The sequence below is a fragment of the Brevundimonas sp. GW822-FHT03E11 genome (genome assembly GCF_058801445.1).
Genome location: NZ_JBXANG010000001.1, coordinates 457,656 through 478,879, shown reverse-complemented (window position 1 = coordinate 478,879; position 21,224 = coordinate 457,656). Strand labels below are relative to the sequence as shown.

Below are 21,224 nucleotides of genomic sequence, written 5' to 3'. Positions count from 1 at the left end.
TCGGACGAACGGACACCATGGCCGCACCCACTTCTCACGACACCCACGCGACCACCGAGGCCGAAGGCCACGGCGGCGGCGGACTGCCCCAGTTCGAGACCCAGCACTGGGCCGGGCAGATGGGCTATCTGCTGGTCCTGTTCTTCCTGCTCTATTTCCTGATCGCCAAGGTCTTCGCGCCGCGTCTGCGTCGTGTGAAGGACGAACGTCGCGAGACCATCTCCGGCGCCGTCGCCACCGCGCGTCAGGTCCAGGCCGAGGCCGCCGAACAGGCCGCCCTGGCCCAGGCCGATCTGGCCAAGGCCCGCGCCGACGCCCGCGCCACCGCCGCCGCCGCCAAGGCGCGCGTGACGGAAGAGGCCAACGCCCGTCAGGCCGCTGAAGAAGCCGTGGTCAACGCCCGCATCGCCGAGGCCGAGGCCGCCATCGCCAAGACGCGCGACGCGGCCATGGCCAATGTCTCGACCATCGCCTCCGACGCCGCCGCCGCCATGGTCGAGCGCCTGACCGGCAAGGCCGCGACCAAGGCCGAACAGGACCTCGCCAAGGGAGCCGCCTGATGAACCTGATCTTCGAACCGGGCATCTGGGACCTGTCGAACCCCGAGATCTGGGTCGGCGTCGGCCTGCTGATCTTCTTCGGCATTCTGATCGCCGTGGGCGTGCCCAAGATGGTCGCCGCCCAGCTGGACGCCAAGGGCGCCAAGATCCAGGCCGACCTGGACGAGGCCGCCCGTCTGCGCGCCGAGGCCGAGGCCCTGCTGGCCCAGATCCGCAAGGAGAAGGCCGAGGCCGAGGCCCAGGCCGCCGATATGATGGCCCAGGCGGAAGCCGACGCCCGTCGTCTGGAAGTCGAGTCCAAGGCCAAGCTGGAAGAGACCCTGGCCCGTCGCCAGAAGATGGCCGAGGCCCGCATCGCCCAGGCCGAAGCCCAGGCGTCCGCCGAGGTCAAGGCCGCCGCCGCCGACCTGGCCGCCAAGGCCGCGGAACAGATCCTGGCCGCCCGCCTCGCCGGCGGCGCCAAGGACCCGCTGCTGGACGCCGCCATCGCCCAGATCGGCGACCGCCTGAACTGACGACCTCAAGTCTGACCGGGTCTCAACGCCCGTCCTTCGGCCGAAATCGCTCTGGCGGTTTCGGCCGAAGTCGTTTTGGGGCGGCCCCTCAGCGCCCGATGACGCCGCTGACCGTCAGAACCACAGCGATCATCACCAGGATGAAGACGATGACCCCGCCCATGATGCGGAAGGGCGGGCCGCTTTCACTGCGGCGGCTGAAGCCGTCCGGATCGCGGTCGGGTTCAGTCATCGGTCTGCATCGGCTGCGGGGGCGGCGTCGAGGTGGAGGAGCCGTTCAGGGGCGTGCCGTCGCCGCGCACGGCCGACTGGCCGCGCAGGGCCGGATTGTCGCCGGGCGCCACGGCGGGCGCGCTGGGCGGGACGGCGCCGCCGGGCGGCGGCACGACGGCCGGTTGGACCACGGCCGTCTCGCTGTCGCTGGCGGCCTGAGGATTTCGCCAGATCACCTCAGCGACGAGGTAATAGGCGATCAGGGCCAGGACTACGCCGCCGATCAGCAGAGGCTCCCAGCGGATGCGCCCTCGGCGTGTCGGATCTTCCTTGCGGTTCATCGCAGGGGAAGCCGTCGGCCCACCGTCCGGTTCGTCTGTGTAGGAAGCCGGACGCAGGGACGGCCTGGAGACCAGGCCGTCCGGCCCGCCGAGATCAGTGGGCCGTGGCGCCGCCGATCACATGGGGCGTCTGGCGCTTGTCGCGCGCGACCAGCCGGGCATAGACATTGCCCAGGACGATCCCGAACACGGCATGGGTGACCAGAAGCCAGGCGATGGTGCCGAAGCCCGAGCCGGCGTTGAAGGTACGGTAGTCGCCGACGATGAAGACACCGGCCATCATCACCACCCAGGCGCCGACCGCAAAGACGATGCCCTTGGTCTCGGGCGTGTCGGTGGGCAGTCGCGGGCAGAGGTAGGCGAACAGGGGCCCCAGGATCAGCACCCCGGCCACCGCATGAAGAACCCAGCCCACGGCCAGGGCGTCGGGCATGCCGATCAGAGCGGCGATGACGCTCTGGAACGGGTCGAACCAGTTCAGGAACAGATTGGGTATTTCCAGCAGGGACACGGCGACCGTGGCGGCGAAACCGGCGATCAGACCTTTTTGTAAGCGTGACATCATGACCTTAGCGCCTCCCAACGCTTTTCTGGTTCTCTGATAACGCTGGGACAGAATACGCCTGACTCGGACGGTCGGCGTTCACGTTGCCGTGGTTAGCGAACGCAGCAACGCAAGCGCGAAATGATCGCTGATGCGCGCGCGGTCAGCGGAACAGTTTGCGGATGTAGCGGCGAAGGCCCTTGCGCAGACGGATCAGGCCGCGCCGACGCCGGGTCAGGATCACCTTTTCGGCGCGCAAGGCCTGTTGCCAGAAGACCGGCGCGAACTCCGGCTTTTTCCGCATCAGCCGCCGGAAGGGATAGACCCATTTCGGCCGGGCGTACTGGGCGCGGATGAACTGTCGCTTGGCCCAGAAGGAGCTCTTCAGGATCAGCATCAGGCCGACAGCGATGACCGGAACGCCGCCGGGGCCGGGCAGGGGGGCGATCAGAATGCCAAGCAGGACCACGAACAGCCCGCCCGCCATCAGGGCCCAACGCTTCAGCACCCGCAGCTTGCGGCTGCGAGGCGAGGCGGAGGACAGGACGAGAGCGGGTGCGGAGATCACGAGGGCGCCGGGAGGGAGGAGGACTGACTGAGGTGTGACAACGGTCGCCACGCCCACCCGATCCCAAGCCGGGAAGGGAAAGAGCGACCGTGGCGAGGTTGTCACATAACCCCTTAAGATCCGGTTCGATGGCCGATCCGTGGCTTTCCTATGAAGCTTTGGTCATGAAGCCGGATTGTCGCAGTCTGTGTCCCACAGGACGCGGCTGGGCCTTGGTCAGCCGTAGTGGACGCCGGTCATGCGTTCGGACTCGGACCACAGGGCGCGGGCGGTTTCGACATCCAGCGCCTGGGGCTTGATGAGGGCGCGGCCGGGCGCACCCCGCATCTCCTGCCAGCCCTGAGGGCCGTAATAGGCGCCGGGTTCGGCCTGGGGCAGGGTCGCCGCCATCAGGATCGGCAAGGCGCCGTCGGCCGCCGAATGGCTGGCCACGCGCGCCAGCAGGCGGCTGACCAAGGCGAAAAGTCCGGGCGGGCTGCCGGCGTGGCCGTTGGCGATCAGATCCGTCCGGGCGAAACCGGGATGGGCGGCCACGCTGGTCAGGCCCCAATCTTCGCGATCGCTGCGGCGCTGAAGCTCCAGGGCGAACATCAGCATCGCCAGTTTGGACTGCTGATAGACGGGCCAGGGCCGGTAACCGGAGCGATAGTTCAGATCGCTGAGCTGAATCCGACCGCCGCGATGGGCGACGCTGGACAACTGCACCACTCGCGCCTGAGCCGCCGTCAGCAGTGGCAGGAGCCGGCCGGTCAGGGCGAAGTGGGATAGATAGTTGGTTCCGAACTGCATCTCGAAACCATCGATGGTCGTTCGGCGACGGGGCACGGCCATGACGCCCGCATTGTTGATCAAAATGTCGACCGGCCGACCCGCCGCCAGGAGGGCCTCGGCGAAGGCGGCGACAGAGCTGAGGTCCGCCAGGTCCAGCCGTTCGAACCGCACGAGGGCCTCAGGGTGGCGACTGCGGATCAGCCGTTCCGCCTGATCGCCCTTGTCCGGATTGCGCGCGGCCAGAACGACCTCGGCGCCCTTTTCAGCCAGAACGAGCGCCGCCTCCAAGCCGATGCCGCCGGTCGCCCCGGTGATGATGACCAGCTTGCCGCTCTGGTCGGGAATATCGGCTGTCGTCCATTGGGTCATTGCGGCTATCCTGGGGTGAACTGAATTTCCGAAGGGCTCCGGCTTGCATATCTGCATCCGGTGCAAATATGCAAGAAGTGCAAGAAAAAGTTTTTCCTGGCGAGCAGGGTCTGCGTGCGCGGAAGCGGCTGGAAACCCACGCCCGCATTCAGGCCGAAGGCCTGCGGCTGTTCATCGAAAAGGGATTTGACGGCGCCACCCTGGACGAGGTGGCGGCGGCGGCGGGCGTATCGCGCCGCACCCTGCTGAACTATTTCGGCTCCAAGGAAGAGATCGTCTTTTCCCTCAAGGCCCAGATCCCTGAGATGATCGCCCAGGCGGTGGCGGCCCGGCCGTGCGACGAACCGCTGCTCGATATGGTGGAGGGGGGGCTGGCCGATGTCGCCGCGCGCTTCCAGACGCCCGACATGCTGGACCTGACGCGGCTGATCCATCAGACGCCCGCCCTTCAGGCCGGTGATCACGCAAAGTATGAAGGGGTGGAGCGGCTGCTGGCCCAGACGCTGGCCGAGCGGAAGGGATTGGCCCCGGACGACGTCGCCTGTCGCGTCGCGGCGGCGATCGGCGTCAGCATCATGAAACTGGCCGGCGAGGCCTGGCTGGCCCATCCGGACGAAGGGCCTGAACGGTTCGGCCGCGAAGCCTTCGCCGTCCTGAGACGCATGGCGGGCCAGCGTCCGCCGCCCTGATCCAGGACGGCGGACGCCGAGAGCGGCTTAAGCCGCCTGGTTCGAGCCCGCAGGGGCGGTCCAGCGCAGCACCGGCGAGCGGGCGGCGCGGGTTTCGTCCAGACGACGCAGGGGGGCGTGGAAGGGGGCGCCCTTGAAGCGGTCGACGTCGCCGGCCTTGGCCGCCTGGGCCAGCAGGCGCATGGTCTCGATGAAGCGATCCAGCTCGGCCTTGGACTCGGTCTCGGTCGGCTCGATCAGCATGGCCCCGTGGACGACCAGGGGGAAATACATGGTCATCGGGTGGAAGCCCTCGTCGATCATCGCCTTGGCGAAGTCGAGCGTGGTGACGTCCGTGCCCTTCAGCCATTCGTCGTCGAACAGGGCCTCGTGCATGCAGGGGCCGTCGGGGAAGGCCGCGCTCATCAGGTCCGACAGGCGGGCCTTGATGTAGTTGGCGTTCAGCACCGCATCCTCGGCGACCTGACGCAGGCCGTCGGCGCCGTGGCTCATCATGTAGGACAGGGCGCGCACATACATGCCCATCTGCCCCTGGAAGGCGCACAGGCGGCCGAAGGCCTGGGCTGCCTCGCCTTCTTCCCGTTCGATCAGCGCGTAACCGCTATCGTCATGCACGACCCAGGGGGCGGGGGCGAAGGGCGCCAGGGCCTGTGACAGCACCACCGGACCCGCGCCCGGCCCGCCGCCGCCGTGCGGCGTCGAGAAGGTCTTGTGCAGGTTGATGTGCATGGCGTCCACGCCCAGATCGCCCGGACGAACCCGGCCGACGATGGCGTTGAAGTTGGCGCCGTCGCAGTAGAAATAGGCGCCCGCCTCGTGGGTCAGGCGGCTGATTTCCAGAATGTCGCGCTCGAACAGGCCGCAGGTGTTGGGGTTGGTCACCATGATGGCGGCGACGTCGTCGCCCAGCTTGGACGCCAGGTCGGCCACGTCCACGCGGCCGTCCTCGGTCTGGGCGACCTCGACGACGGTATAGCCGACGAAGGCGGCCGTGGCCGGGTTGGTGCCGTGGGCGCTGGTGGGCACCAGCACCTTGCGGCGCTTCTCATGCTGGCCCGAGGCCTCGTGCGCGGCGCGGATGGCCATCAGGCCGCACAGTTCGCCGTGCGCTCCCGCTTTCGGAGATAGCGCGACGGCGGGCATGCCGGTCAGGGTCTTCAGCCAATGGGCCAGCGTATCCATCAGCTCCAGCGCGCCCTGAACCGTCGACATCGGCTGCAGGGGGTGGATGTCCGAAAAACCGGCCAGACGCGCCATCTTCTCGTTCAGGCGCGGGTTGTGCTTCATCGTGCACGAGCCCAGCGGATAGATGGCCAGGTCGATGGCGTGGTTCTTCTGCGACAGGCGCACATAGTGGCGCATGGCCTCGGGCTCCGACAGGCCGGGCAGGCCGATCGGATCCTTGCGGACCAGGTCGCCCAGGTCCGACGCATCGGTCTTCGGTTCGGGCAGGTCGACCCCGGTCTTGCCCCAGCCTTCGCCTTCGAAGATCAGCGGCTCGTTCTGCAACAGGCCGCGCCCGCCGGTCAGGGTGGCGGGCTTGGTCTGTACCTGGTTCGGGGCGGTCGGGCGGCCGACGGTGTTCATGGTGCTCATGGTCTTGTCTCCGCTCAGGCCGCCAGCACCTTGGCGAGGGCGGTCGCCAGGAGCTTGATGTCGGCGTCAAGGGTGGTTTCGGTCGCAGCGACCAGCAGGACGTCGTCCATGCCGGCGTCGGGGGCCAGGCGGCTGTAGGGCACGCCGGCCAGGACGTGATGGGCGGCCAACTGATCCACGACCTCGGCCGCGTTCTTGGGCAGGCGCACCGCGAACTCGTTGAAGAAGCGGTCGGTCAGGATTTCGACGCCCGGAACGGCGGCCAGGGCGTCGCGCGTGGCGAGGGCCTTCTCGTGGTTCAGCAGGGCCAGTTTGCGCAGGCCCGTCTCGCCCAGCAGGCTCATGTGGATGGTGAAGGCCAGGGTGCAGAGGCCGGAATTGGTGCAGATGTTCGAAGTCGCCTTGTCGCGGCGGATGTGCTGTTCCCGCGTGGACAGGGTCAGGACGAAGCCGCGCTCGCCGTCGGCGTCCACGGTCTCGCCGGTCAGGCGGCCGGGCATCTGGCGGATCAGCTTCTCGCGCGTGGCGAACAGGCCGACATAGGGGCCGCCGAAGTTCAGTGCGTTGCCGATCGACTGGCCCTCGGCGGCGACGATGTCCGCGCCCATCTCGCCGGGCGACTTCAGCAGGCCCATAGACACGGCTTCCGTCACCACGACGATCAGCAGGGCGCCGGCTGCATGGGCGGCCTCGGCGATCTTCGTGACATCCGTTGCGGCGCCGAAGACGTTCGGGGTCTGAACCACGACGCAGGCCGTGTCGGGACCGATCTGGTCGATCACGGCGGCCTCGGCGTCGACGGCGGGAGCCAGGACTTGCGTCTCGACGCCGACGGCGTGGACCACGGTCTCGGTCGCCTTGACGTAGTGGGGGTGGACGCCGCCCGAGATCACCGCCTTGTTGCGACGGGTCACGCGGGTCGCCATCAGCACGCCCTCGGCCATGGCGGTCGAACCGTCATACAGCGAGGCGTTGGCCACCGGCATGCCGGTCAGGTTCGCCACCTGGGTCTGGAACTCGTACAGATATTGCAGCGTGCCCTGGGCGATTTCCGGCTGATAGGGGGTGTAGCTGGTCAGGAATTCCGACCGCTGGATGATGTGGTCCACCGTCGCCGGGACATGGTGTTTGTAGGCCCCTGCGCCGCAGAAGAAGGGCACGGCGCCGGCCGTGGCGTTCTTGGCCGCCATGGCGGACAGGGCGCGCTCGACCTCCAACTCGCCCGCCACCCGCGGCAGGTTCACAGGCCCGTCCAGCCGCGCCGCTTCGGGCACGTCCACGAACAGGTCGTCGATCGATTTGGCGCCGATGGCGGCGAGCATCGCCGTGCGGTCGTCGGGCGTCAGGGGGAGGTAACGCATTGCCGGTTTCCTTCACCCGTCATCCTCGGGCCTGACCCGAGGATCGGATGTTGTGCGGCTCGTGCGTCTAGGCTTCGCACGAGTGGTTGATCCTCCGGCCCTCGGGTCAAGCCCGAGGGTGACGGAGTTTGAGATTAGAGGGTGGCGAGGAAGGCGTCGTAGGCGGCCTGGTCCATCAGGGCGTCCAGTTCCGAGGCGTCCGACACCTTGATCTTGGCGAACCAGCCGTCCGCTTCCGGGGCCGAGTTGACGGTTTCCGGAGCGGTCGACAGGGCGTCATTGGCCTCGACCACTTCGCCCGAGACGGGGGCGTAGACGTCGGACGCCGCCTTGACGCTCTCGACCACGGCGAAGCTGGCGCCCTTGGCGACGGTTTTGCCGACTTCCGGCACTTCCACGAACACCACGTCGCCGAGGGCGTCGGCGGCGTGTTTCGAGATGCCCACGGTGGCGATGTCGCCGTCCAGGCTGACCCACTCGTGATCCTTGGTGAATTTCATTTCTCTTCTCCATCTCCCACCCCGTCATCCTCGGGCTTGACCCGAGGATCGGAGGCGGATCGTTCTCTGTGTTGATCCCGACGCAATGCGGCGGATAATCCGGCCCTCGGGTCAAGCCCGAGGGTGACGGGGTGAATGTTACGCCTTCGGCTTCCGGTAATAGCGTTGCGCCACGAAGGGCATGGCGACGACTTCGGCGGCGGCGGGCTTGCCGCGCACGATGACCTTCAACTCCGTGCCCAGCGCGGCATGGGCCGGCGGCACGAAGCCCATGGCGATGTTCTTGCCCAGGGTGGGGGAGGGGCCGCCCGAGGTGACCTTGCCGATGACGTTCCCGTCGGCGTCGGCGATCTCGGCGCCTTCGCGGGCCGGGGCGCCTTCCTTGACGATCAGGCCGATGCGGACGCGAGACGGGCCATCGGCCAGTTCCTTCAAGATGCGGTCGGCGCCGGTGAAGTCGGCGCGCTCCTTCCTCGACTTGGACAGGGCGAAGGTCAGGGCGCCTTCGACCGGGCTGGTGGTCGGGTCGATGTCGTGGCCGTGCAGCGGCAGGCCGGCCTCCAGGCGCAGGCTGTCGCGGGCGCCAAGGCCGATCGGCTTGACGCGGGCGTCTTCCAGGATGGTGTTCCAGACACGCTCGGCCTGGTCCGCCGGGACCGAAATTTCATAGCCGTCCTCGCCGGTATAGCCCGAACGCGAGACATAGCAGTCGACGCCGAACAGCATCAGCCGGGCGCATTCCATAAAGCCCATTTCCGCCAGGATCGGTTCGTGGGCGGCCATGACCTCGGCGGCTTCCGGCCCCTGGATGGCGATCAGGGCGCGGTCGTCCAGCACCGTCAGCTTGGCGTCGCCTTCCAGGTTCGCCTGCCAGAAGGCGAAATCCTCGTCCTTGTTGCCGGCGTTGACGACGACGAACAGGCCGTCGTGATCCGGGCGGCCGGCCATCAGGTCGTCGATGATCCCGCCGTCCTTGTTCAGAAGCAGCGAATACTTCTGCTTGCCCGCCTTCAGGATTTCATAGTCGCCGGGCACGAACCGCTCGAACTGGGCGGCGGCGTCGGCGCCGGTGATCTTGCACTGGCCCATGTGGGACACGTCGAACAGGCCGGCGTGTTCGCGGGTCCAGCGGTGCTCGGCCAGGACGCCCTCATACTGGACCGGCATGTCATAGCCGCCGAAGCCCACCATCCGGGCCCCCAGGGCGCGGTGCGCGGCGTTCAGAGGCGTGGTCTTCAGGGCTTGGTCGGTCATGGTTCAGGCTTTCACGGTCGCGTTTGGTGGCGGAGCTCCGCCGTCGTCGCGCCCCCGCTGTCCTGAAGCCTGAGAGATTCCGGCGCCGGTACCGTGGCGCCTTGCTCCGTCGGCGCGCCCCTAAGAGCGGCTTTCCAGCGTCCGTATGCTTCGCGGTCCGTTTGCCTGAGCGTTTCCGGGGCGGTTGCGCCTTCGGCGTCGACCCGCCGAGGCGCGCCGATCTCTCCCGCGAGAGCAACCGACCTAAGCCACCGACTCCGGCCGCAAGTCAAGCGCAGGCGTGTTTTGACGCCGCCTTGTCGCACTTCCTGACGTCCGGCGTCGGCTCGCCCTTGCTCTCCCTGCGTCCGCCCGCCAAGAACGGAGCGTCCCTCTCCGCCGCTCCGGACCGATCCCATGACCGCCGACCGCACCCGCCTCGACGCCCACATCGCCGCCCTGGAGGTTCCGGAAGGGCTGAAGACGGTCTTGACGGTCGCCGCCGCCACCTGCGCCGACATCAGCACTCTGGTCGCCGGCGGCGCCCTGGCCGGCGCCTTGGGCGCCTCGGGCCAGATCAACGTCCAGGACGAGGAGCAGAAGAAGCTCGACGTCATGACCAACGACATGCTGACCGACGCCCTGCTGGCCTGTCCCGCCGTCGCCGGCGTCGCCTCGGAGGAGATGGACGAGGTTCAGCCGGCGGCCCATTCCACCGGCCAATATCTGGTCCTGTTCGATCCGCTGGACGGCTCGTCCAACATCGACATCAACGCCATGGTGGGGACCATCGTCTCGGTGCTGAAGTCCGCGACGCCTTCGCCGACCGAGGCCGACTTCATGCAGCCGGGCCGGGACCAGGTCGCCGCCCTCTACGCCCTGTACGGCCCCCAGACCATGCTGGTCCTGACCACGGGCGCCGGGGTCAAGGGCTTCACCCTGTCGAACGACGGCGTCTGGATCCTGACCCACGACGCCATCGCAATTTCGCCGGACACCAAGGAGTTCGCCATCAACATGTCGAACCTGCGCCACTGGGCCGAGCCGGTGCAGCGCTATGTCGACGGCGTGCTGAAGGGCGCGGACGGCCCCCGGGGCAAGAATTTCAACATGCGCTGGGTCGCCGCCATGGTCGCCGACGTCCACCGCATCCTGATGCGCGGCGGCGTCTTCCTGTACCCCTGGGACAAGCGGGAGCCGGACAAGCCCGGCAAGCTGCGCCTGATGTACGAGGGCAATCCCATGGCCTTCCTGGTCGAGCAGGCCGGGGGCAAGGCGACGACGGACGGGGTTCAATCCATCCTCGACATCCAGCCCGAGCATCTGCACCAGCGCATCCCGGTCGCCCTGGGCTCGGCCAACGAGATCGACGCCTACGCGAGCGCATGATGAAGATCGGTCCGACTGACGCCCTTCTGGTCATCGACCCGCAGAACGACTTCTGCGAGGGCGGTTCTCTGGCGGTCGCGGGCGGGGCGGGGACCATGCCGCTGATCAACCGGCTGGCCGAACGGTTCGACCGTGTGATCCTGACCCAGGACTGGCACACGCCTGACCAGATTTCGTTCGCCTCCAACCATCCCGGCGCGGCTCCCTTCACCGAGATCGAGGTCGCCTACGGCAGCCAGATGCTGTGGCCCGACCACTGTATCCAGGGCTCGCCCGGCGCCGACTTCCATCCCGACGCGGCGCCCACGGTGCAAAAGGCCCTGGCCGTGATCCGCAAGGGCTACAACCCGGCGGTCGATTCCTATTCCGGCTTCTTCGAGAACGACCATCGCACCCCGACGGGCCTGGCCGGCCTGCTGCGCGACCTGGGCGTGACCCGCGTCTTCCTGGCCGGCCTGGCCTTCGACTACTGCGTCCGCTTCACCGCCGAGGATGCGGTGCGCGAGGGTTTCCAGGCCGTGGTCGTCACAGGCGCCAGCCGCGCGATCGCGCCACAGACCGAGGCGGCGGCGCGGGACAGCTTCCGGGCGCTGGGGGTTTCGGAGATGGGGGCTACAGCCCTACTCGGCTGACCCCGATACTGTCGTCATCCTCCGGCAAGCCGCGTCTTCGCGGCGCAGACCGGGGGACCCAGCGGCGCCGTCAGGCGAAATCTCAACACCGCAAGATGTTGGAGGACCGAGTCCGCGACAGGTTCGCGCTCACGCGCGCCGCTGGGTCCCCCGGTCTCGCTCCGCTCGCCGGAGGATGACGAAAGGGAGAAAGATTCAGCCCGCCTTGGCGTAGGCCTCCACCTCCGCCAGATACGCCGCCTTCTCCGCCTCGCCCAGGAAAGACCCCTCGAAACTGTTCTTCGCCATCTGCGTCACCTGTTCGCGGGTCAGGCCCACCGCCGTCGCCAACCGGCTGTAGTTGTCGTTCACATAGCCCCCGAAATAGGACGGGTCGTCCGAGTTCAGGGTGACGTGCAGGCCCCGGCGCAGCATCTCCGGCACGGGATGGTTCTTCAGATCGTCGACCACGCAGAGCTTCAGATTCGACAGGGGGCAGACGGTCAGGGTCATCTGCTCTCGGGCCAACCGCTCCACCAGAACCTCGTCCTCCATCGAGCGATTGCCGTGGTCCATCCGGTCGATGTGCAGCAGATCCAGGGCCTCGCGGACATAGGCCGGCGGGCCTTCCTCGCCCGCGTGGGCGCACAGTTTCAGGCCCAGGTCGCGGGCGGCGGCGAAGACGCGCTGGAACTTGGACGGCGGATGGCCGACCTCCGACGAATCCAGCCCCACCCCGATGAAATGATGTAGATAGGGCTTGGCCGCCTCCAGGGTCGCGAACGCCTCGTCCTCCGTCAGATGCCGCAGGAAGCTGAGGATCAGACCCGAACTCACGCCCAGTTCCGCCTTGGCCCGGTCCATTCCCGCGATCAGCCCCTCCACCACCACGCCGAAGGGCACGCCCCGGTCGGTATGGGTCTGGGGATCGAAGAAGATCTCGGCGTGGCGCACGTTATCGGCGGCCGCCCGCTGGAAATAGGCGAAGGCCAGATCTTCGAAATCCTGGCGAGTCAGAAGGACCGCCGCCCCGGCGTAATAGATGTCCAGGAAGTCCTGCAGATTCGAGAAATCATAGGCCGCCCGCACCGCCTCGACGCTGTCGTAGGGGATTGAGACCCCATTGCGCTTCGCCAGCTCGAACATCAGCTCCGGCTCCAGCGAGCCCTCGATGTGAAGGTGCAACTCCGCCTTGGGCAGGCCGGCGATATAGGCGTCGAGGTCAGTCATTATGGTTCTCTGATAGATCGGCGACGAAGGCTGCAAGACCGACAATCTTGGCCGGAGTCACTCCCGGAGCCGCCGCGAGTTTGCGGCCCAGACGGTCATCGGCGCTGACCATGGGCGCGTTTCGTTGTTCGGCCAGCGCCAGATAATAGCAGTCGTAAACCGCATGATTTAGCCGCACAGCGATTTCCACTGCGCGATCCGCCAGGGTCAAACTGTCTATCAGGGTCAGATTCGCATGCCGCATCACCCGAACGGCGGGCGCAAGGAAGGCGGAGTCAAATCCGCCAAGTCGCACCTTCTTCCAAAGCACGTTCGTTGTTTCGACGATCAGCAGGTCGGGGGCGAACAGCTTGAGTTTCTGAAGGCGGCGAGCCGCAGCCGTATCATCTTCCTCGACGAACCACTTCGCCAATACACTCGCGTCGATGACCGCCGTCACCGTTCGTCACGACTTTCGCGGACCAGCACTTCCGACGGCGTCTGCGGGCGGCCGACCGTGTGGGCGCGGATTTGATCCGATGCGGCGATCCAGTCGAAGCTATCGGCTTCCTCGGCCGCAGCGGCGGTCAGGATGGCGCGATACTCGGCCTCGGCCGAACGACCGTTGCGGGCCGCCCGCTGCTTCAGCGCCTGCACCGTGGCTTCATCCAGATGACGGACATGGATGTTCATGACGGCCTCCATCAGACGATAGCAATGCTATCATACCTCAAGTCGCGTCGCTACATCCGCTCCGGCGTCTCGATCCCCAGCAGGCTTAGGGCGATTTCCAGCTGCAGCAGCGCCGCCGCCGACAGGGCCAGGCGCGAAGCCCGTGTCGCCTCGTCCGGCGCGACCAGCACCGGGCAGGCGGCGTAGAATTTCGAGAAGGACTGGGCCACCCGATAGGCGTGCTCGGCTGCCAGATGCGGCATCCGCTTGTCATAGGCGTCCGACACGGCGGTCGAGAAGGCGTCCAGCGTCAGGGCCAGATCGCGCTCGGCCTGTTCGGCGATGACGATGGCGCCAGGCGCGGCGCCCTGTTCGGCGGCCTTCCTCAGCAGGGATTTGATCCGGACCGACTGGTACAGCAGATAGGGGCCGGTCTTGCCCTCGAAGCTCATGAACCGGTCCAGATCGAAGACGTAGCTGGTGGTCCGCGCGTTCGACAGGTCGGCGAACTTCAGGGCGGCGATGGCCACCTTGTGGGCTATGGCCTCGAACTCTTCCGGCGACAGGTCGTCGCCCAGCTTGGCCTCATGCAGCCGCTCGCGCGCCTTGTCCGTCGCCTGGTCGATCAGGTCGCGCAGCTTCAGCACCCCGCCCGCGCGGGTCTTGAAGGGCTTGCCGTCCTGGCCGTTCATGGTGCCGAAGCCCAGATGCTCCAGCGACCCTTCTGCGGCGTAGCCGGCCAGATAGGCGGCGCGGAACACCTGTTCGAAATGCTCGGCCTGGCGTTCGTCGACGACATACAGGGCCAGGTCCGGCGCCAGGGCCTTTTTGCGGTCCAGGATCGTCGCCAGGTCGGTCGTGCCGTACATGGCCGAGCCTTCCGAGCTGATCACCAGCAGGGGCGGGGGCGAGGGGGCCTCGATCACCGAGCCGTCGGCCAGCTTCTTCTTGCGGGTCTCGCCCGGCTTGGCGACATGGACCACCTGGGCGCCGTCGTCCTCGACCAGCAGGCCCTCAGCCTTAAGATGGGCGATCATCTCGTCCATCAGGGGATCGGCGTCGCTCTCGCCGTTCCACAGGTCGAAATCGACCGACAGGTCGCCGTATTCGCGCTTCAGGGCCTCACGGCTGACCGCCACGAAATGCGACCACAGGGCGCGATAGCCGGGGCGGCCGTTCTGCAGTTCCGCCGTCGCCTTGCGGGCGCGGTCGCGAAAGGCCGGGTCTTCCTTGGCCTTGCCGGCGGCCTGAGGATACAGCCGGTCCAGATCGGCCAGGGTCACCGGGCTTTCGGCGGGGAAGGGGCCGTCGCCGTCGGCCATGAAGGCGTCGGCCAGACCCTCGTCGCCGCACGCCGTGATCAGCAGCCCCATCTGGAAGCCCCAGTCGCCGAAATGGGCGTCGCCGGTCACATGGTCGCCGCGGAAACGGAACAGCCGTTTCAGGCTCTCGCCGATGATGGCGCTGCGCAGGTGGCCGACGTGCATCGGCTTGGCCACGTTCGGACCGCCGTAGTCGATCACCACCTTGCGCGGCTCGGCCACGAGGGCGGCGCCCGCGTGTTCGGCGTCGGCGGCGACTTCGGCGGCGCGTTCCGCCAGAACGGCGTCGGCGATCTTCAGATTGATGAAGCCGGGCCCCGCCACCTCGACCGAGGTGAAACGCGGATCGGCGTTCAGCCGCTCGGCGATCTTGCCGGCCAGTTCGCGCGGATTGGCCTTCAACGCCTTGGCGGCGGCCAGGGCGCCGTTCGACTGAAAGTCGGCCAGATCCGGCCGGTCGGACGGGGTGACGCGAGCGAGAGCCGGCTCCACGCCTTCGGCGGCGAAGGCGGCGGCGACCGCTTCGCTGAGGACGGTCTTCAGATCAGACATTACTGGCTCGGCGCAGAGGCTTGGGCGGCTCCGGCGTTGACGCGGAAGCGACTGCCGGACCGGTTGAACTCGGCCATTTCGGGCGTGACGTCGAACCCGATCAGAACTTCGAAATTGCCGCCGCTGGTTGTGGCCTCGGCGCGGGGAATGATGATGGTCCGCTGTTCGTGGACCGAGGCGGTGCGCGATCCGTCGAACTTCACCGGCAGGTCGAAATATTCCTTGGCCAAAACCGCGCTGTTCCGTTCCGTCACCGCGACCCAGTAACGATAGGTCTTCTGGTCCTCGGTCGCCTGGGCGCCGCGGCCCAGCTGGAACAGGATGTCCATGTCCAGTCGGATCGGATCGGCTTCGCGATATTCGCAATCGGCCGAGACGCCTTCGATCTCGCCGGTGTAGCCGACGTTGGCGATGGCGGCGCGACCGCCTTCCAGCTCCACATAGCGGGCGGCGTCGTACAGCACCTTGACGAAGGGGCAGGGGCCGGCGTTGGCGCGGCGGCGCAGGGGCGCGATCCGGGGCGCGCGGGTGGACGGCGCATTCTCCGACCCGTCCGCCTGCTGTCCGCTGGAACCGCGTTGACGCTGACGTTGCTGCGCCTCGGCGGCGACAGGCAGGACGGAGGCCGCGATGGAAACGGCGGCCAGGGCGGTGAGCAGGCGACGCATCAAATGATTTCCGACAGCGAAAGGACCAACGCCGCAGCCGGCGTCCGACAAGGGTTCGACCGGTTTACAGACCCGGCAGTTTGAAACCGCCGCTGCGACGCGGGGTGATGGTGATGGCCTCACGACCGCCCGTCAGGGCCTGAAGCCGGGCGGCCTCGGTCGAGGCGTCGATCGTCTGCTGGCCCTCGGCGGTCTGGCGGGTGGTGGCCGCCTGGGTCGAGGCGTCGTCCTTGCGCCAGAACATCACGCGGTTGGCGAAGCTTTCGTCCTTGTGGGCGATGTCGCCGAACTCGTCGTCGATCACATAGCGGGCCAGGGGGTCGGCCTGATCGGCGCCGGCCTGGGCCACCAGGACCTGTTCGCCGGGGGTGCGGGTGACGGCCTGACGCTGACCCAGCAGAATCTGACGGGCGGCGCTTTCGGGCGCCAGCTCCTGCGGGCGGGGCTGGCCGGGCGCAGGGGGACGCAGGCCGTATTCCGGCGGCACGCTGAGCGGCGCGGTGGAGACGGTCACGAACTCGTCCGGCACGACCTTGGTCAGGCCGATGCCTTGCTTGAGGCTGCCGCAGGCCGAGACGGCGAGGGCGGCTGAGGCGGCGAGGGTCAGGGCGGCGACGCTGCGGATACGCATGGGTTCAGGCTCGATCGGCTGATGCACGGAGCGCCTCTGCGGGCGCTGTTGGCATAGTGAAGACGGGGTGATTACGACTTTTCGGGGGCCGCGCCAACCTTGCAGCCGTTTTCAGGCCTTGGAGGCCCGGTCGGACAGGAAGCTGTCGATGATCAGAAGGACGACGCCGATGGTGATGGCGCTGTCGGCGACGTTGAACACCCAGGGAAAGACGCCTGTGCCCGAAACGTCGATGAAGTCGACCACATAGCCGAACCGCACCCGGTCGATCACATTGCCCAGGGCACCGCCGATCACCAGTCCGATGGCGGTGATCAGCAGGCGACGATCCGCCCGCGTCGCCCACCAGGCCAGGCCGCCCGAGACCAGGACGGAGAAGATGGTCAGACCCCAGCGCGCCTCCCCCCCGCCGAACAGGCCGAAGCTGACGCCGGTGTTCTGGACGAAGGTGAACCGCAGGACGGGCGGGAAGACCTCGGCGAAGACGTAGCCGACGGGGATTTGCTCGATCGAGGCCACGTCCGGCAGACTCAGGATCCAGGCCTTGGTCAACTGGTCCAGGACGATGATCAGAAGGGCGAAGCCATAGGCGGCGAAGGCGATGCGGGGGATCTTCATGCGGCGGCGGTTAGCAGGAAGCGGCTCAGGCGCGAAGCGGAAAAGCGGGAGCGCACGTCAGAAGAGGTCGCCCTGGTCCGGCGCGGGGGGCTTGGGCCGAGGCGTCGCTCGTGGAGTCGACTGGGGCTTTGACTGGGGCGTCGCAGAGGGCGGCGTAGGCGGCGGGTTCTGCGCCGCGCCGTCGATGACGGCCTCGCGCGCGCCGTCGCCGAACACCAGTCGGACAGTCTGGCCCGATTCCAGCCCCGCCGCTGCGGTGATCCAGCCGCCGTCGGCGCGCTCGACCCGGGCGAAGCCGGGTTTGGGGCGGCTGGGATCAAGCGTCGCCAGGGCGCGGGACAGGGCGTTCAGCCGGGCTCGGTCGCCGTCCAGTCGACGGGGGATGACGCCGTCCAGGCGCGCGGAGACCGCGTCCAGCCTGGCCTGGCGCTGGTCCAGGCGGCGGTGCAGCGGTTCGGGCGACAGGCGGCCGCCGATCTGCAACAGCCGTCGCTCGCCGCGCGCGACACCCGCCTGAAGCGCCGCCCCCAGCCGGTCCCCCGCGCCGCGCAGTCGATCCTGACCCCGCTCGATCCGGGTCCGCAGCAGCCCGGGGCTCAACTTTCCGCCGGTCACGGCCAGATGGCGTTCGTGCAGGGCGATGTTGCGTTGCAGGCCCGAACCCAGACGGCTGGACACATGGTCCAGCCTCTGTTGCGCCAGGGCCGTCAGGTCCTCCGGCCGAGCGGGCAGTCCGCGCGCCACGGCGCGCAGCCGGGTCCGCCGATCCTCGATCAGCCGCCCGCCCGCCAGCACCAGCCGTCGATCCAGGTCGGCGACGGCGTATCTCAGGTCGGCCAGCACAGGCGTGGCCATCTCGGCCGCCCCCGTGGGCGTCGGCGCGCGCCGATCCGAGACGAAGTCGATCAGGGTGGTGTCCGTCTCGTGTCCCACGGCCGAGATGATCGGAATCCGCGCCGCCGCCACCGTGCGGGCCAGCCCCTCGTCGTTGAAGCACCACAGGTCCTCAACCGACCCCCCGCCGCGCGCCACGATCAGCAGATCCGGCCGGGGGATGGGTCCGTCGGGCGTCATCGCATCAAAGCCGCGAATGGCGTTCGACACCTGGCCGCACGCCGCCTCGCCCTGGACCACCACGGGCCAGACGATCACCCGGCACGGCCAGCGTTCGGCGATTCGGTGCAGGACGTCGCGGATCACCGCCCCGGTCGGGCTGGTGATCACGCCGATTGCGCGCGGGAACTGGGGCAGGGGCTTCTTGCGCCCCGGCTCGAACAGGCCCTCTTCGCGCAGGCGAAGCTTCAGCCGCTCCAACTGGGCCAGCAGGGCGCCGGCCCCAGCCGCCTCCATGGTCTCGATCACGATCTGGTACGAGGACCGCGCCGGATACGAGGTGATCTTCCCGGTGACGATGACCTCCAGTCCCGCCTCCGGCTGGACCCCCAGGCCGCGCACCGACCCCTTCCAGATCACCCCGTCGATGGCCGACTTGTCGTCCTTCAGGGTCAGATAGACATGGCCCGAGGCGTGACGATTGACCTTGGACACCTCGCCCCTCAGCCGGACGTGGCCGAATCGCTCCTCCAGCGTCCGCTTCAGGGCAAAGGACAGTTCCGAGATCGACAGGGGCGGATTGTTGTCGCGCGGGGCGGCGGCCTCGGCTGGGCCTTCGAACACATAGGAGTCGTCGCTCATGACCCCACTCTAGCCCGAGGCGGATCGTTTTCGCACCCGTTTCCAAGGAAGAGGCGACATCGCGGACGCCCGCCGCTTGACCGCCTCGCGCGGTGCGGTCATTGCCCACCTTATGAACATTCTCCTCGTCGGATCGGGTGGGCGTGAACACGCCCTGGCCTGGAAGATCGCCCAGTCGCCGTTGGTCACCCGCCTTGTCGCCGCGCCCGGCAATCCTGGGATCGAGGCCGTGTGCGAGCTTCGTCCAGTAAAGGCTGACGACGCCGAGGGCCTGGCGGCCCTGGCGCGCGAGATCAAGGCGGACCTGGTGGTGGTCGGGCCGGAGGTCGCCCTGGCGGCCGGTGTGGCGGACCGGCTGGCCGCCGCCGGCATCCCCTGTTTCGGCCCCACCGCCAAGGCCGCGCAGCTGGAGACGTCCAAGGCCTTTTCCAAGGCCTTCCTGGAGCGTCATTCCATCCCCACCGCCGGCTACGGCGTCTATGAGACGGTTCAAGAGGCCAAGGCCGCGCTCGACGCCTTCCAGCCGCCCTATGTCATCAAGGCCGACGGCCTGGCCGCCGGCAAGGGCGTGGCCATCAGCCCGGATCGCGCCGACGCCGAGGCCGAGGTCGAGCGGATGCTGGGGGGCCGGTTCGGCGCCGCCGGCGCCCGCGTGGTGATCGAAGAGTTCATGGACGGCGAGGAAGGCTCCCTTTTCGCCCTGTGCGACGGCAAACAGGCTGTCCTGTTCGGCGGCGCCCAGGACCACAAACGCGCCTTCGACGGCGACACCGGACCCAACACCGGCGGCATGGGCGCCTATTCACCGGCCCCTGTCTTCACCGCCGACCTGGTCCAGCAGGCTGACGAACGCATCGTTCAGCCCACGATCCGCAAGATGGCCGTCGAGGGCGCCCCCTATCGCGGCGTCCTCTACGCCGGGCTGATGGCCACGACCGACGGACCCAAGGTGGTCGAGTTCAACGCCCGCTTCGGCGACCCGGAATGCCAGGTGCTGATGATGCGCATGGCCGGCGACATCGTTCCCTATCTGCTGGCTTGCGCGCGTGGCGACGTCTCCGGCCTGCCGGCGCCGGCGTTCAAGCCTCAGACGGTCATCTGCGTCGTCATGGCGGCCAAGGGCTATCCCGACAGTCCGCTGGAAGGCTCGATCATCCGCGGCGCCGATCAGGACTTCGGTCCCCATGTCCAGGTCTTCCACGCCGGCACCAAGCGTCGCGACGACGGCCAGCTGTGCGCCGCCGGCGGCCGCGTCCTGAACGTCTGCGCCGAAGGCGACGACATCGCCCAGGCCCGCGAACGCGCCTACGACGCCATCAAGAAGATCGACTGGCCCGGCGGCTTCAACCGCTCCGACATCGGCTGGCGGGCGCTGGAGCGGGGCTGACCGTATCGGCTGGGTGTGGTAGGCTCGCGCCATGGCTGATCCCGCGTACCACGAAGATGACGACGAGCCGGGCGTCTTCGACATCGCCGACGACGCGGCGGACGAGGCGGCGACCCTGCGTGGTCTCGCCGACGCCGAGGCCGGGCGGGTCGTGAGCCATGAAGCCGTAAAGCGGTGGCTTCTGTCTTGGGGAACGGACAATCCGCTCCCGCCGCCGAAATGCGGCGAGTAGTCTGGACCGAGCAAGCTCGGGAAGACCTGATCGCCATACAGTCCTATGTGCAAGGTTTCAGCCCGCCGGCGGCGATCCGCCTGGCGGTTCGCCTGATCGATCTGGCCGAAAGTCTGAGCGCCTTTCCGGATCGCGGCAGGCAAATACGCCATGGGCTTCGCGAGGCGGTCTCGATCCGCCCCTATGTGATCCGCTACGCCATCCTGCCCAGCGAGATTCGCATAATCACCATCCGCCACTCGGCCCGACGGCCCGAGGGATAGGCCTTACGCCCAGGCGAACAGCAGCCGGCCTTCGCCCATCCGCTCGCGCAGCTCCGGCAAGTCGGTATGGGCCACCGAGAAACAGCCGTAGCTGCGGCCCAGCTTGCCTTCGCGCGCCAGGAAGTCCGGGTCGGCGTAGTCGGCGCCGTGAACGATGATGGCGCGTTCGCGGGCCTTGTCATTGGTGTATTCCAGCCCGTCCAGCAGGACGTTCGGCCCCTGCTGCTTGCCCCAGCTGGCGCCGGCCGTGGCGTAGGCGCCGATCGAGGACATGTTGGAATCGGGCGTGTTGGAAAAGCGGCGCGCATAGCCGGAATGGTCGGGGTCGGAGCCCCGGCCGTGGCAGGTCCGCAGCACCTTGACCTCGCCTGCGATCAGATCGACCTCGTACAGCCGCTCGTCGCCCGAGAACTTCTTGAAATCGACCAGATACATCCGGTCACGCAGGGGGAGTTTGCGGTGGTGGATGTCCAGGGCCGCCATGGCCCGGTCCATCAGATCTTTCGGAACGGCGCCGCGAGGATCCAGCGGCGGCGGGGTCACGCTGACGGTCTGAACCGGGGGAACGACCACCGGGGCCGCGACGGGCTGGAGCGCCGCCGTGGTCACGGGGGCCGTGGCGCTGGCGCTGGCGCACCCCGCCAGCATGGCCGAGCCGCCCAGAATGAGTCCTCGTCTCGAAAGCCGCATGCGACGCCCTCGTTGCGGTTTGTCT

General features: G+C 68.0%; 26 protein-coding genes and 2 riboswitches. Of the genes, 8 read left to right on the top strand and 18 right to left on the bottom strand.

The features are described 5' to 3' along the window. The first annotated feature begins 17 nt into the window (after positions 1-17). Both AC1RKE_RS02420 and AC1RKE_RS02415 read left to right on the top strand, forming a co-directional pair. Entirely contained in the window at positions 18-560 is a 543-nt protein-coding gene (locus AC1RKE_RS02420; protein ID WP_348683761.1) for a F0F1 ATP synthase subunit B family protein, read from the top strand. Further along, entirely contained in the window at positions 560-1,075 is a 516-nt protein-coding gene (locus AC1RKE_RS02415) for a F0F1 ATP synthase subunit B (RefSeq protein WP_228184507.1), read from the top strand. The genes AC1RKE_RS02420 and AC1RKE_RS02415 overlap by 1 nt, the downstream gene beginning before the upstream one ends. Positions 1,076-1,163: 88 nt before the next feature. Here the strand turns inward: AC1RKE_RS02415 and AC1RKE_RS02410 are convergent, their stop codons facing one another. From AC1RKE_RS02410 to AC1RKE_RS02390, 5 genes are all read right to left on the bottom strand, one after another. Next, entirely contained in the window at positions 1,164-1,307 is a 144-nt protein-coding gene (locus tag AC1RKE_RS02410) for a hypothetical protein (protein ID WP_152950726.1), read from the bottom strand. Beyond that, entirely contained in the window at positions 1,300-1,629 is a 330-nt protein-coding gene (locus AC1RKE_RS02405) for a hypothetical protein (RefSeq protein ID WP_348683760.1), read from the bottom strand. The genes AC1RKE_RS02410 and AC1RKE_RS02405 overlap by 8 nt, the downstream gene beginning before the upstream one ends. Before the next feature lie 94 nt (positions 1,630-1,723). After that, complete coding sequence (locus AC1RKE_RS02400; protein WP_054766268.1) at positions 1,724-2,194, bottom strand: DUF6789 family protein; 471 nt, start codon at positions 2,192-2,194, stop codon at positions 1,724-1,726. A 142-nt stretch (positions 2,195-2,336) separates the two neighbouring features. After that, positions 2,337-2,741 (bottom strand): hypothetical protein, encoded by a 405-nt coding sequence (locus tag AC1RKE_RS02395; protein ID WP_224764434.1) that lies wholly within the window; start codon positions 2,739-2,741, stop codon positions 2,337-2,339. Positions 2,742-2,957: 216 nt separating this feature from the next. Then, positions 2,958-3,881, bottom strand: coding sequence for an SDR family oxidoreductase (locus AC1RKE_RS02390; RefSeq protein ID WP_348683757.1), 924 nt, complete (start codon positions 3,879-3,881; stop codon positions 2,958-2,960). Between the two features lie 77 nt (positions 3,882-3,958). On the opposite strand from AC1RKE_RS02390, the gene AC1RKE_RS02385 reads away from it, so the two are divergent. After that, the gene (locus AC1RKE_RS02385; protein ID WP_321208140.1) at positions 3,959-4,570 is read left to right on the top strand and encodes a TetR family transcriptional regulator; all 612 of its coding nucleotides are present in this window, start codon (positions 3,959-3,961) and stop codon (positions 4,568-4,570) included. A gap of 27 nt (positions 4,571-4,597) precedes the next feature. On the opposite strand, the gene gcvPB is transcribed toward AC1RKE_RS02385, so the two are convergent. The 4 genes from gcvPB to gcvT form a co-directional block, all read right to left on the bottom strand. Further along, entirely contained in the window at positions 4,598-6,166 is a 1,569-nt protein-coding gene (gcvPB, locus tag AC1RKE_RS02380) for an aminomethyl-transferring glycine dehydrogenase subunit GcvPB (protein WP_395942096.1), read from the bottom strand. A gap of 14 nt (positions 6,167-6,180) precedes the next feature. Further along, a complete protein-coding gene (gene gcvPA, locus AC1RKE_RS02375) occupies positions 6,181-7,527 on the bottom strand; it encodes an aminomethyl-transferring glycine dehydrogenase subunit GcvPA (protein WP_152950722.1) in 1,347 nt (448 codons plus the stop codon). Between the two features lie 134 nt (positions 7,528-7,661). Then, a complete protein-coding gene (gcvH, locus tag AC1RKE_RS02370; protein ID WP_166621766.1) occupies positions 7,662-8,027 on the bottom strand; it encodes a glycine cleavage system protein GcvH in 366 nt (121 codons plus the stop codon). Positions 8,028-8,165: 138 nt separating this feature from the next. Continuing rightward, positions 8,166-9,281: a glycine cleavage system aminomethyltransferase GcvT gene (gcvT, locus tag AC1RKE_RS02365; RefSeq protein ID WP_395942097.1), complete on the bottom strand. Its 1,116-nt coding sequence runs from the start codon at positions 9,279-9,281 to the stop codon at positions 8,166-8,168. A 55-nt stretch (positions 9,282-9,336) separates the two neighbouring features. Beyond that, positions 9,337-9,421: riboswitch (glycine riboswitch) on the bottom strand. Between the two features lie 3 nt (positions 9,422-9,424). Further along, positions 9,425-9,520: riboswitch (glycine riboswitch) on the bottom strand. Between the two features lie 157 nt (positions 9,521-9,677). Here gcvT and AC1RKE_RS02360 point away from each other — a divergent pair. Both AC1RKE_RS02360 and AC1RKE_RS02355 read left to right on the top strand, forming a co-directional pair. Beyond that, a complete protein-coding gene (locus tag AC1RKE_RS02360) occupies positions 9,678-10,649 on the top strand; it encodes a class 1 fructose-bisphosphatase (RefSeq protein WP_348683937.1) in 972 nt (323 codons plus the stop codon). After that, entirely contained in the window at positions 10,646-11,281 is a 636-nt protein-coding gene (locus tag AC1RKE_RS02355) for a nicotinamidase (protein ID WP_348683939.1), read from the top strand. Before AC1RKE_RS02360 ends, AC1RKE_RS02355 begins: the two co-directional genes overlap by 4 nt. A 195-nt stretch (positions 11,282-11,476) precedes the next feature. Here AC1RKE_RS02355 and AC1RKE_RS02350 read toward each other — a convergent pair whose 3' ends face one another. The 8 genes from AC1RKE_RS02350 to xseA form a co-directional block, all read right to left on the bottom strand. Further along, positions 11,477-12,490: an adenosine deaminase gene (locus AC1RKE_RS02350; RefSeq protein ID WP_348683941.1), complete on the bottom strand. Its 1,014-nt coding sequence runs from the start codon at positions 12,488-12,490 to the stop codon at positions 11,477-11,479. Next, a complete protein-coding gene (locus AC1RKE_RS02345; protein WP_201462919.1) occupies positions 12,483-12,929 on the bottom strand; it encodes a type II toxin-antitoxin system VapC family toxin in 447 nt (148 codons plus the stop codon). The genes AC1RKE_RS02350 and AC1RKE_RS02345 overlap by 8 nt, the downstream gene beginning before the upstream one ends. Then, positions 12,926-13,162, bottom strand: coding sequence for a FitA-like ribbon-helix-helix domain-containing protein (locus AC1RKE_RS02340; RefSeq protein WP_333896451.1), 237 nt, complete (start codon positions 13,160-13,162; stop codon positions 12,926-12,928). The genes AC1RKE_RS02345 and AC1RKE_RS02340 overlap by 4 nt, the downstream gene beginning before the upstream one ends. Before the next feature lie 50 nt (positions 13,163-13,212). Next, complete coding sequence (gene argS / locus AC1RKE_RS02335; RefSeq protein WP_333896452.1) at positions 13,213-15,015, bottom strand: arginine--tRNA ligase; 1,803 nt, start codon at positions 15,013-15,015, stop codon at positions 13,213-13,215. Next, a complete protein-coding gene (locus tag AC1RKE_RS02330; protein WP_182714913.1) occupies positions 15,015-15,683 on the bottom strand; it encodes a Tat pathway signal sequence domain protein in 669 nt (222 codons plus the stop codon). Before AC1RKE_RS02330 ends, argS begins: the two co-directional genes overlap by 1 nt. A gap of 64 nt (positions 15,684-15,747) precedes the next feature. Continuing rightward, a complete protein-coding gene (locus AC1RKE_RS02325) occupies positions 15,748-16,314 on the bottom strand; it encodes a DUF3035 domain-containing protein (protein WP_183214844.1) in 567 nt (188 codons plus the stop codon). A gap of 111 nt (positions 16,315-16,425) precedes the next feature. Continuing rightward, positions 16,426-16,932: a signal peptidase II gene (gene lspA / locus AC1RKE_RS02320; RefSeq protein WP_054766254.1), complete on the bottom strand. Its 507-nt coding sequence runs from the start codon at positions 16,930-16,932 to the stop codon at positions 16,426-16,428. Positions 16,933-16,989: 57 nt separating this feature from the next. Beyond that, positions 16,990-18,627: an exodeoxyribonuclease VII large subunit gene (gene xseA / locus AC1RKE_RS02315; RefSeq protein WP_348683945.1), complete on the bottom strand. Its 1,638-nt coding sequence runs from the start codon at positions 18,625-18,627 to the stop codon at positions 16,990-16,992. A 112-nt stretch (positions 18,628-18,739) separates the two neighbouring features. Between xseA and purD the strand changes: the two genes are divergently transcribed. Genes purD through AC1RKE_RS02300 form a run of 3 tightly spaced genes read left to right on the top strand, consistent with a single transcriptional unit; the run spans position 18,740 to position 20,509 of the window. Beyond that, entirely contained in the window at positions 18,740-20,014 is a 1,275-nt protein-coding gene (gene purD, locus AC1RKE_RS02310; RefSeq protein ID WP_287395158.1) for a phosphoribosylamine--glycine ligase, read from the top strand. A gap of 31 nt (positions 20,015-20,045) precedes the next feature. Beyond that, on the top strand, positions 20,046-20,246 hold the full coding sequence (locus tag AC1RKE_RS02305; RefSeq protein ID WP_007442400.1) for a hypothetical protein: 201 nt from the start codon (positions 20,046-20,048) through the stop codon (positions 20,244-20,246). Next, complete coding sequence (locus tag AC1RKE_RS02300) at positions 20,234-20,509, top strand: type II toxin-antitoxin system RelE/ParE family toxin (RefSeq protein ID WP_007442402.1); 276 nt, start codon at positions 20,234-20,236, stop codon at positions 20,507-20,509. Before AC1RKE_RS02305 ends, AC1RKE_RS02300 begins: the two co-directional genes overlap by 13 nt. A 3-nt stretch (positions 20,510-20,512) precedes the next feature. On the opposite strand, the gene AC1RKE_RS02295 is transcribed toward AC1RKE_RS02300, so the two are convergent. Next, positions 20,513-21,199 carry a murein L,D-transpeptidase catalytic domain family protein gene (locus AC1RKE_RS02295; RefSeq protein WP_054766250.1) on the bottom strand — a complete coding sequence of 229 codons (687 nt, stop codon included), beginning with the start codon at positions 21,197-21,199 and terminating at the stop codon, positions 20,513-20,515. Positions 21,200-21,224 lie beyond the last annotated feature (25 nt).

What these genes read in the sequence shown, in the direction of transcription:
- AC1RKE_RS02300 (WP_007442402.1), top strand. Translation starts at nt 20,234, where the DNA reads ATGCGGCGAGTAGTCTGGACCGAGCAAGCTCGGGAAGACCTGATCGCC.
- AC1RKE_RS02390 (WP_348683757.1), bottom strand. Translation starts at nt 3,881, where the DNA reads ATGACCCAATGGACGACAGCCGATATTCCCGACCAGAGCGGCAAGCTG.
- AC1RKE_RS02325 (WP_183214844.1), bottom strand. Translation starts at nt 16,314, where the DNA reads ATGCGTATCCGCAGCGTCGCCGCCCTGACCCTCGCCGCCTCAGCCGCC.
- AC1RKE_RS02400 (WP_054766268.1), bottom strand. Translation starts at nt 2,194, where the DNA reads ATGATGTCACGCTTACAAAAAGGTCTGATCGCCGGTTTCGCCGCCACG.
- AC1RKE_RS02355 (WP_348683939.1), top strand. Translation starts at nt 10,646, where the DNA reads ATGATGAAGATCGGTCCGACTGACGCCCTTCTGGTCATCGACCCGCAG.
- AC1RKE_RS02420 (WP_348683761.1), top strand. Translation starts at nt 18, where the DNA reads ATGGCCGCACCCACTTCTCACGACACCCACGCGACCACCGAGGCCGAA.
- AC1RKE_RS02305 (WP_007442400.1), top strand. Translation starts at nt 20,046, where the DNA reads ATGGCTGATCCCGCGTACCACGAAGATGACGACGAGCCGGGCGTCTTC.
- AC1RKE_RS02330 (WP_182714913.1), bottom strand. Translation starts at nt 15,683, where the DNA reads ATGCGTCGCCTGCTCACCGCCCTGGCCGCCGTTTCCATCGCGGCCTCC.
- AC1RKE_RS02295 (WP_054766250.1), bottom strand. Translation starts at nt 21,199, where the DNA reads ATGCGGCTTTCGAGACGAGGACTCATTCTGGGCGGCTCGGCCATGCTG.
- AC1RKE_RS02350 (WP_348683941.1), bottom strand. Translation starts at nt 12,490, where the DNA reads ATGACTGACCTCGACGCCTATATCGCCGGCCTGCCCAAGGCGGAGTTG.
- AC1RKE_RS02410 (WP_152950726.1), bottom strand. Translation starts at nt 1,307, where the DNA reads ATGACTGAACCCGACCGCGATCCGGACGGCTTCAGCCGCCGCAGTGAA.
- purD (WP_287395158.1), top strand. Translation starts at nt 18,740, where the DNA reads ATGAACATTCTCCTCGTCGGATCGGGTGGGCGTGAACACGCCCTGGCC.
- AC1RKE_RS02415 (WP_228184507.1), top strand. Translation starts at nt 560, where the DNA reads ATGAACCTGATCTTCGAACCGGGCATCTGGGACCTGTCGAACCCCGAG.
- gcvPA (WP_152950722.1), bottom strand. Translation starts at nt 7,527, where the DNA reads ATGCGTTACCTCCCCCTGACGCCCGACGACCGCACGGCGATGCTCGCC.
- AC1RKE_RS02340 (WP_333896451.1), bottom strand. Translation starts at nt 13,162, where the DNA reads ATGAACATCCATGTCCGTCATCTGGATGAAGCCACGGTGCAGGCGCTG.
- AC1RKE_RS02405 (WP_348683760.1), bottom strand. Translation starts at nt 1,629, where the DNA reads ATGAACCGCAAGGAAGATCCGACACGCCGAGGGCGCATCCGCTGGGAG.
- AC1RKE_RS02360 (WP_348683937.1), top strand. Translation starts at nt 9,678, where the DNA reads ATGACCGCCGACCGCACCCGCCTCGACGCCCACATCGCCGCCCTGGAG.
- gcvPB (WP_395942096.1), bottom strand. Translation starts at nt 6,166, where the DNA reads ATGAGCACCATGAACACCGTCGGCCGCCCGACCGCCCCGAACCAGGTA.
- gcvT (WP_395942097.1), bottom strand. Translation starts at nt 9,281, where the DNA reads ATGACCGACCAAGCCCTGAAGACCACGCCTCTGAACGCCGCGCACCGC.
- argS (WP_333896452.1), bottom strand. Translation starts at nt 15,015, where the DNA reads ATGTCTGATCTGAAGACCGTCCTCAGCGAAGCGGTCGCCGCCGCCTTC.
- lspA (WP_054766254.1), bottom strand. Translation starts at nt 16,932, where the DNA reads ATGAAGATCCCCCGCATCGCCTTCGCCGCCTATGGCTTCGCCCTTCTG.
- gcvH (WP_166621766.1), bottom strand. Translation starts at nt 8,027, where the DNA reads ATGAAATTCACCAAGGATCACGAGTGGGTCAGCCTGGACGGCGACATC.
- xseA (WP_348683945.1), bottom strand. Translation starts at nt 18,627, where the DNA reads ATGAGCGACGACTCCTATGTGTTCGAAGGCCCAGCCGAGGCCGCCGCC.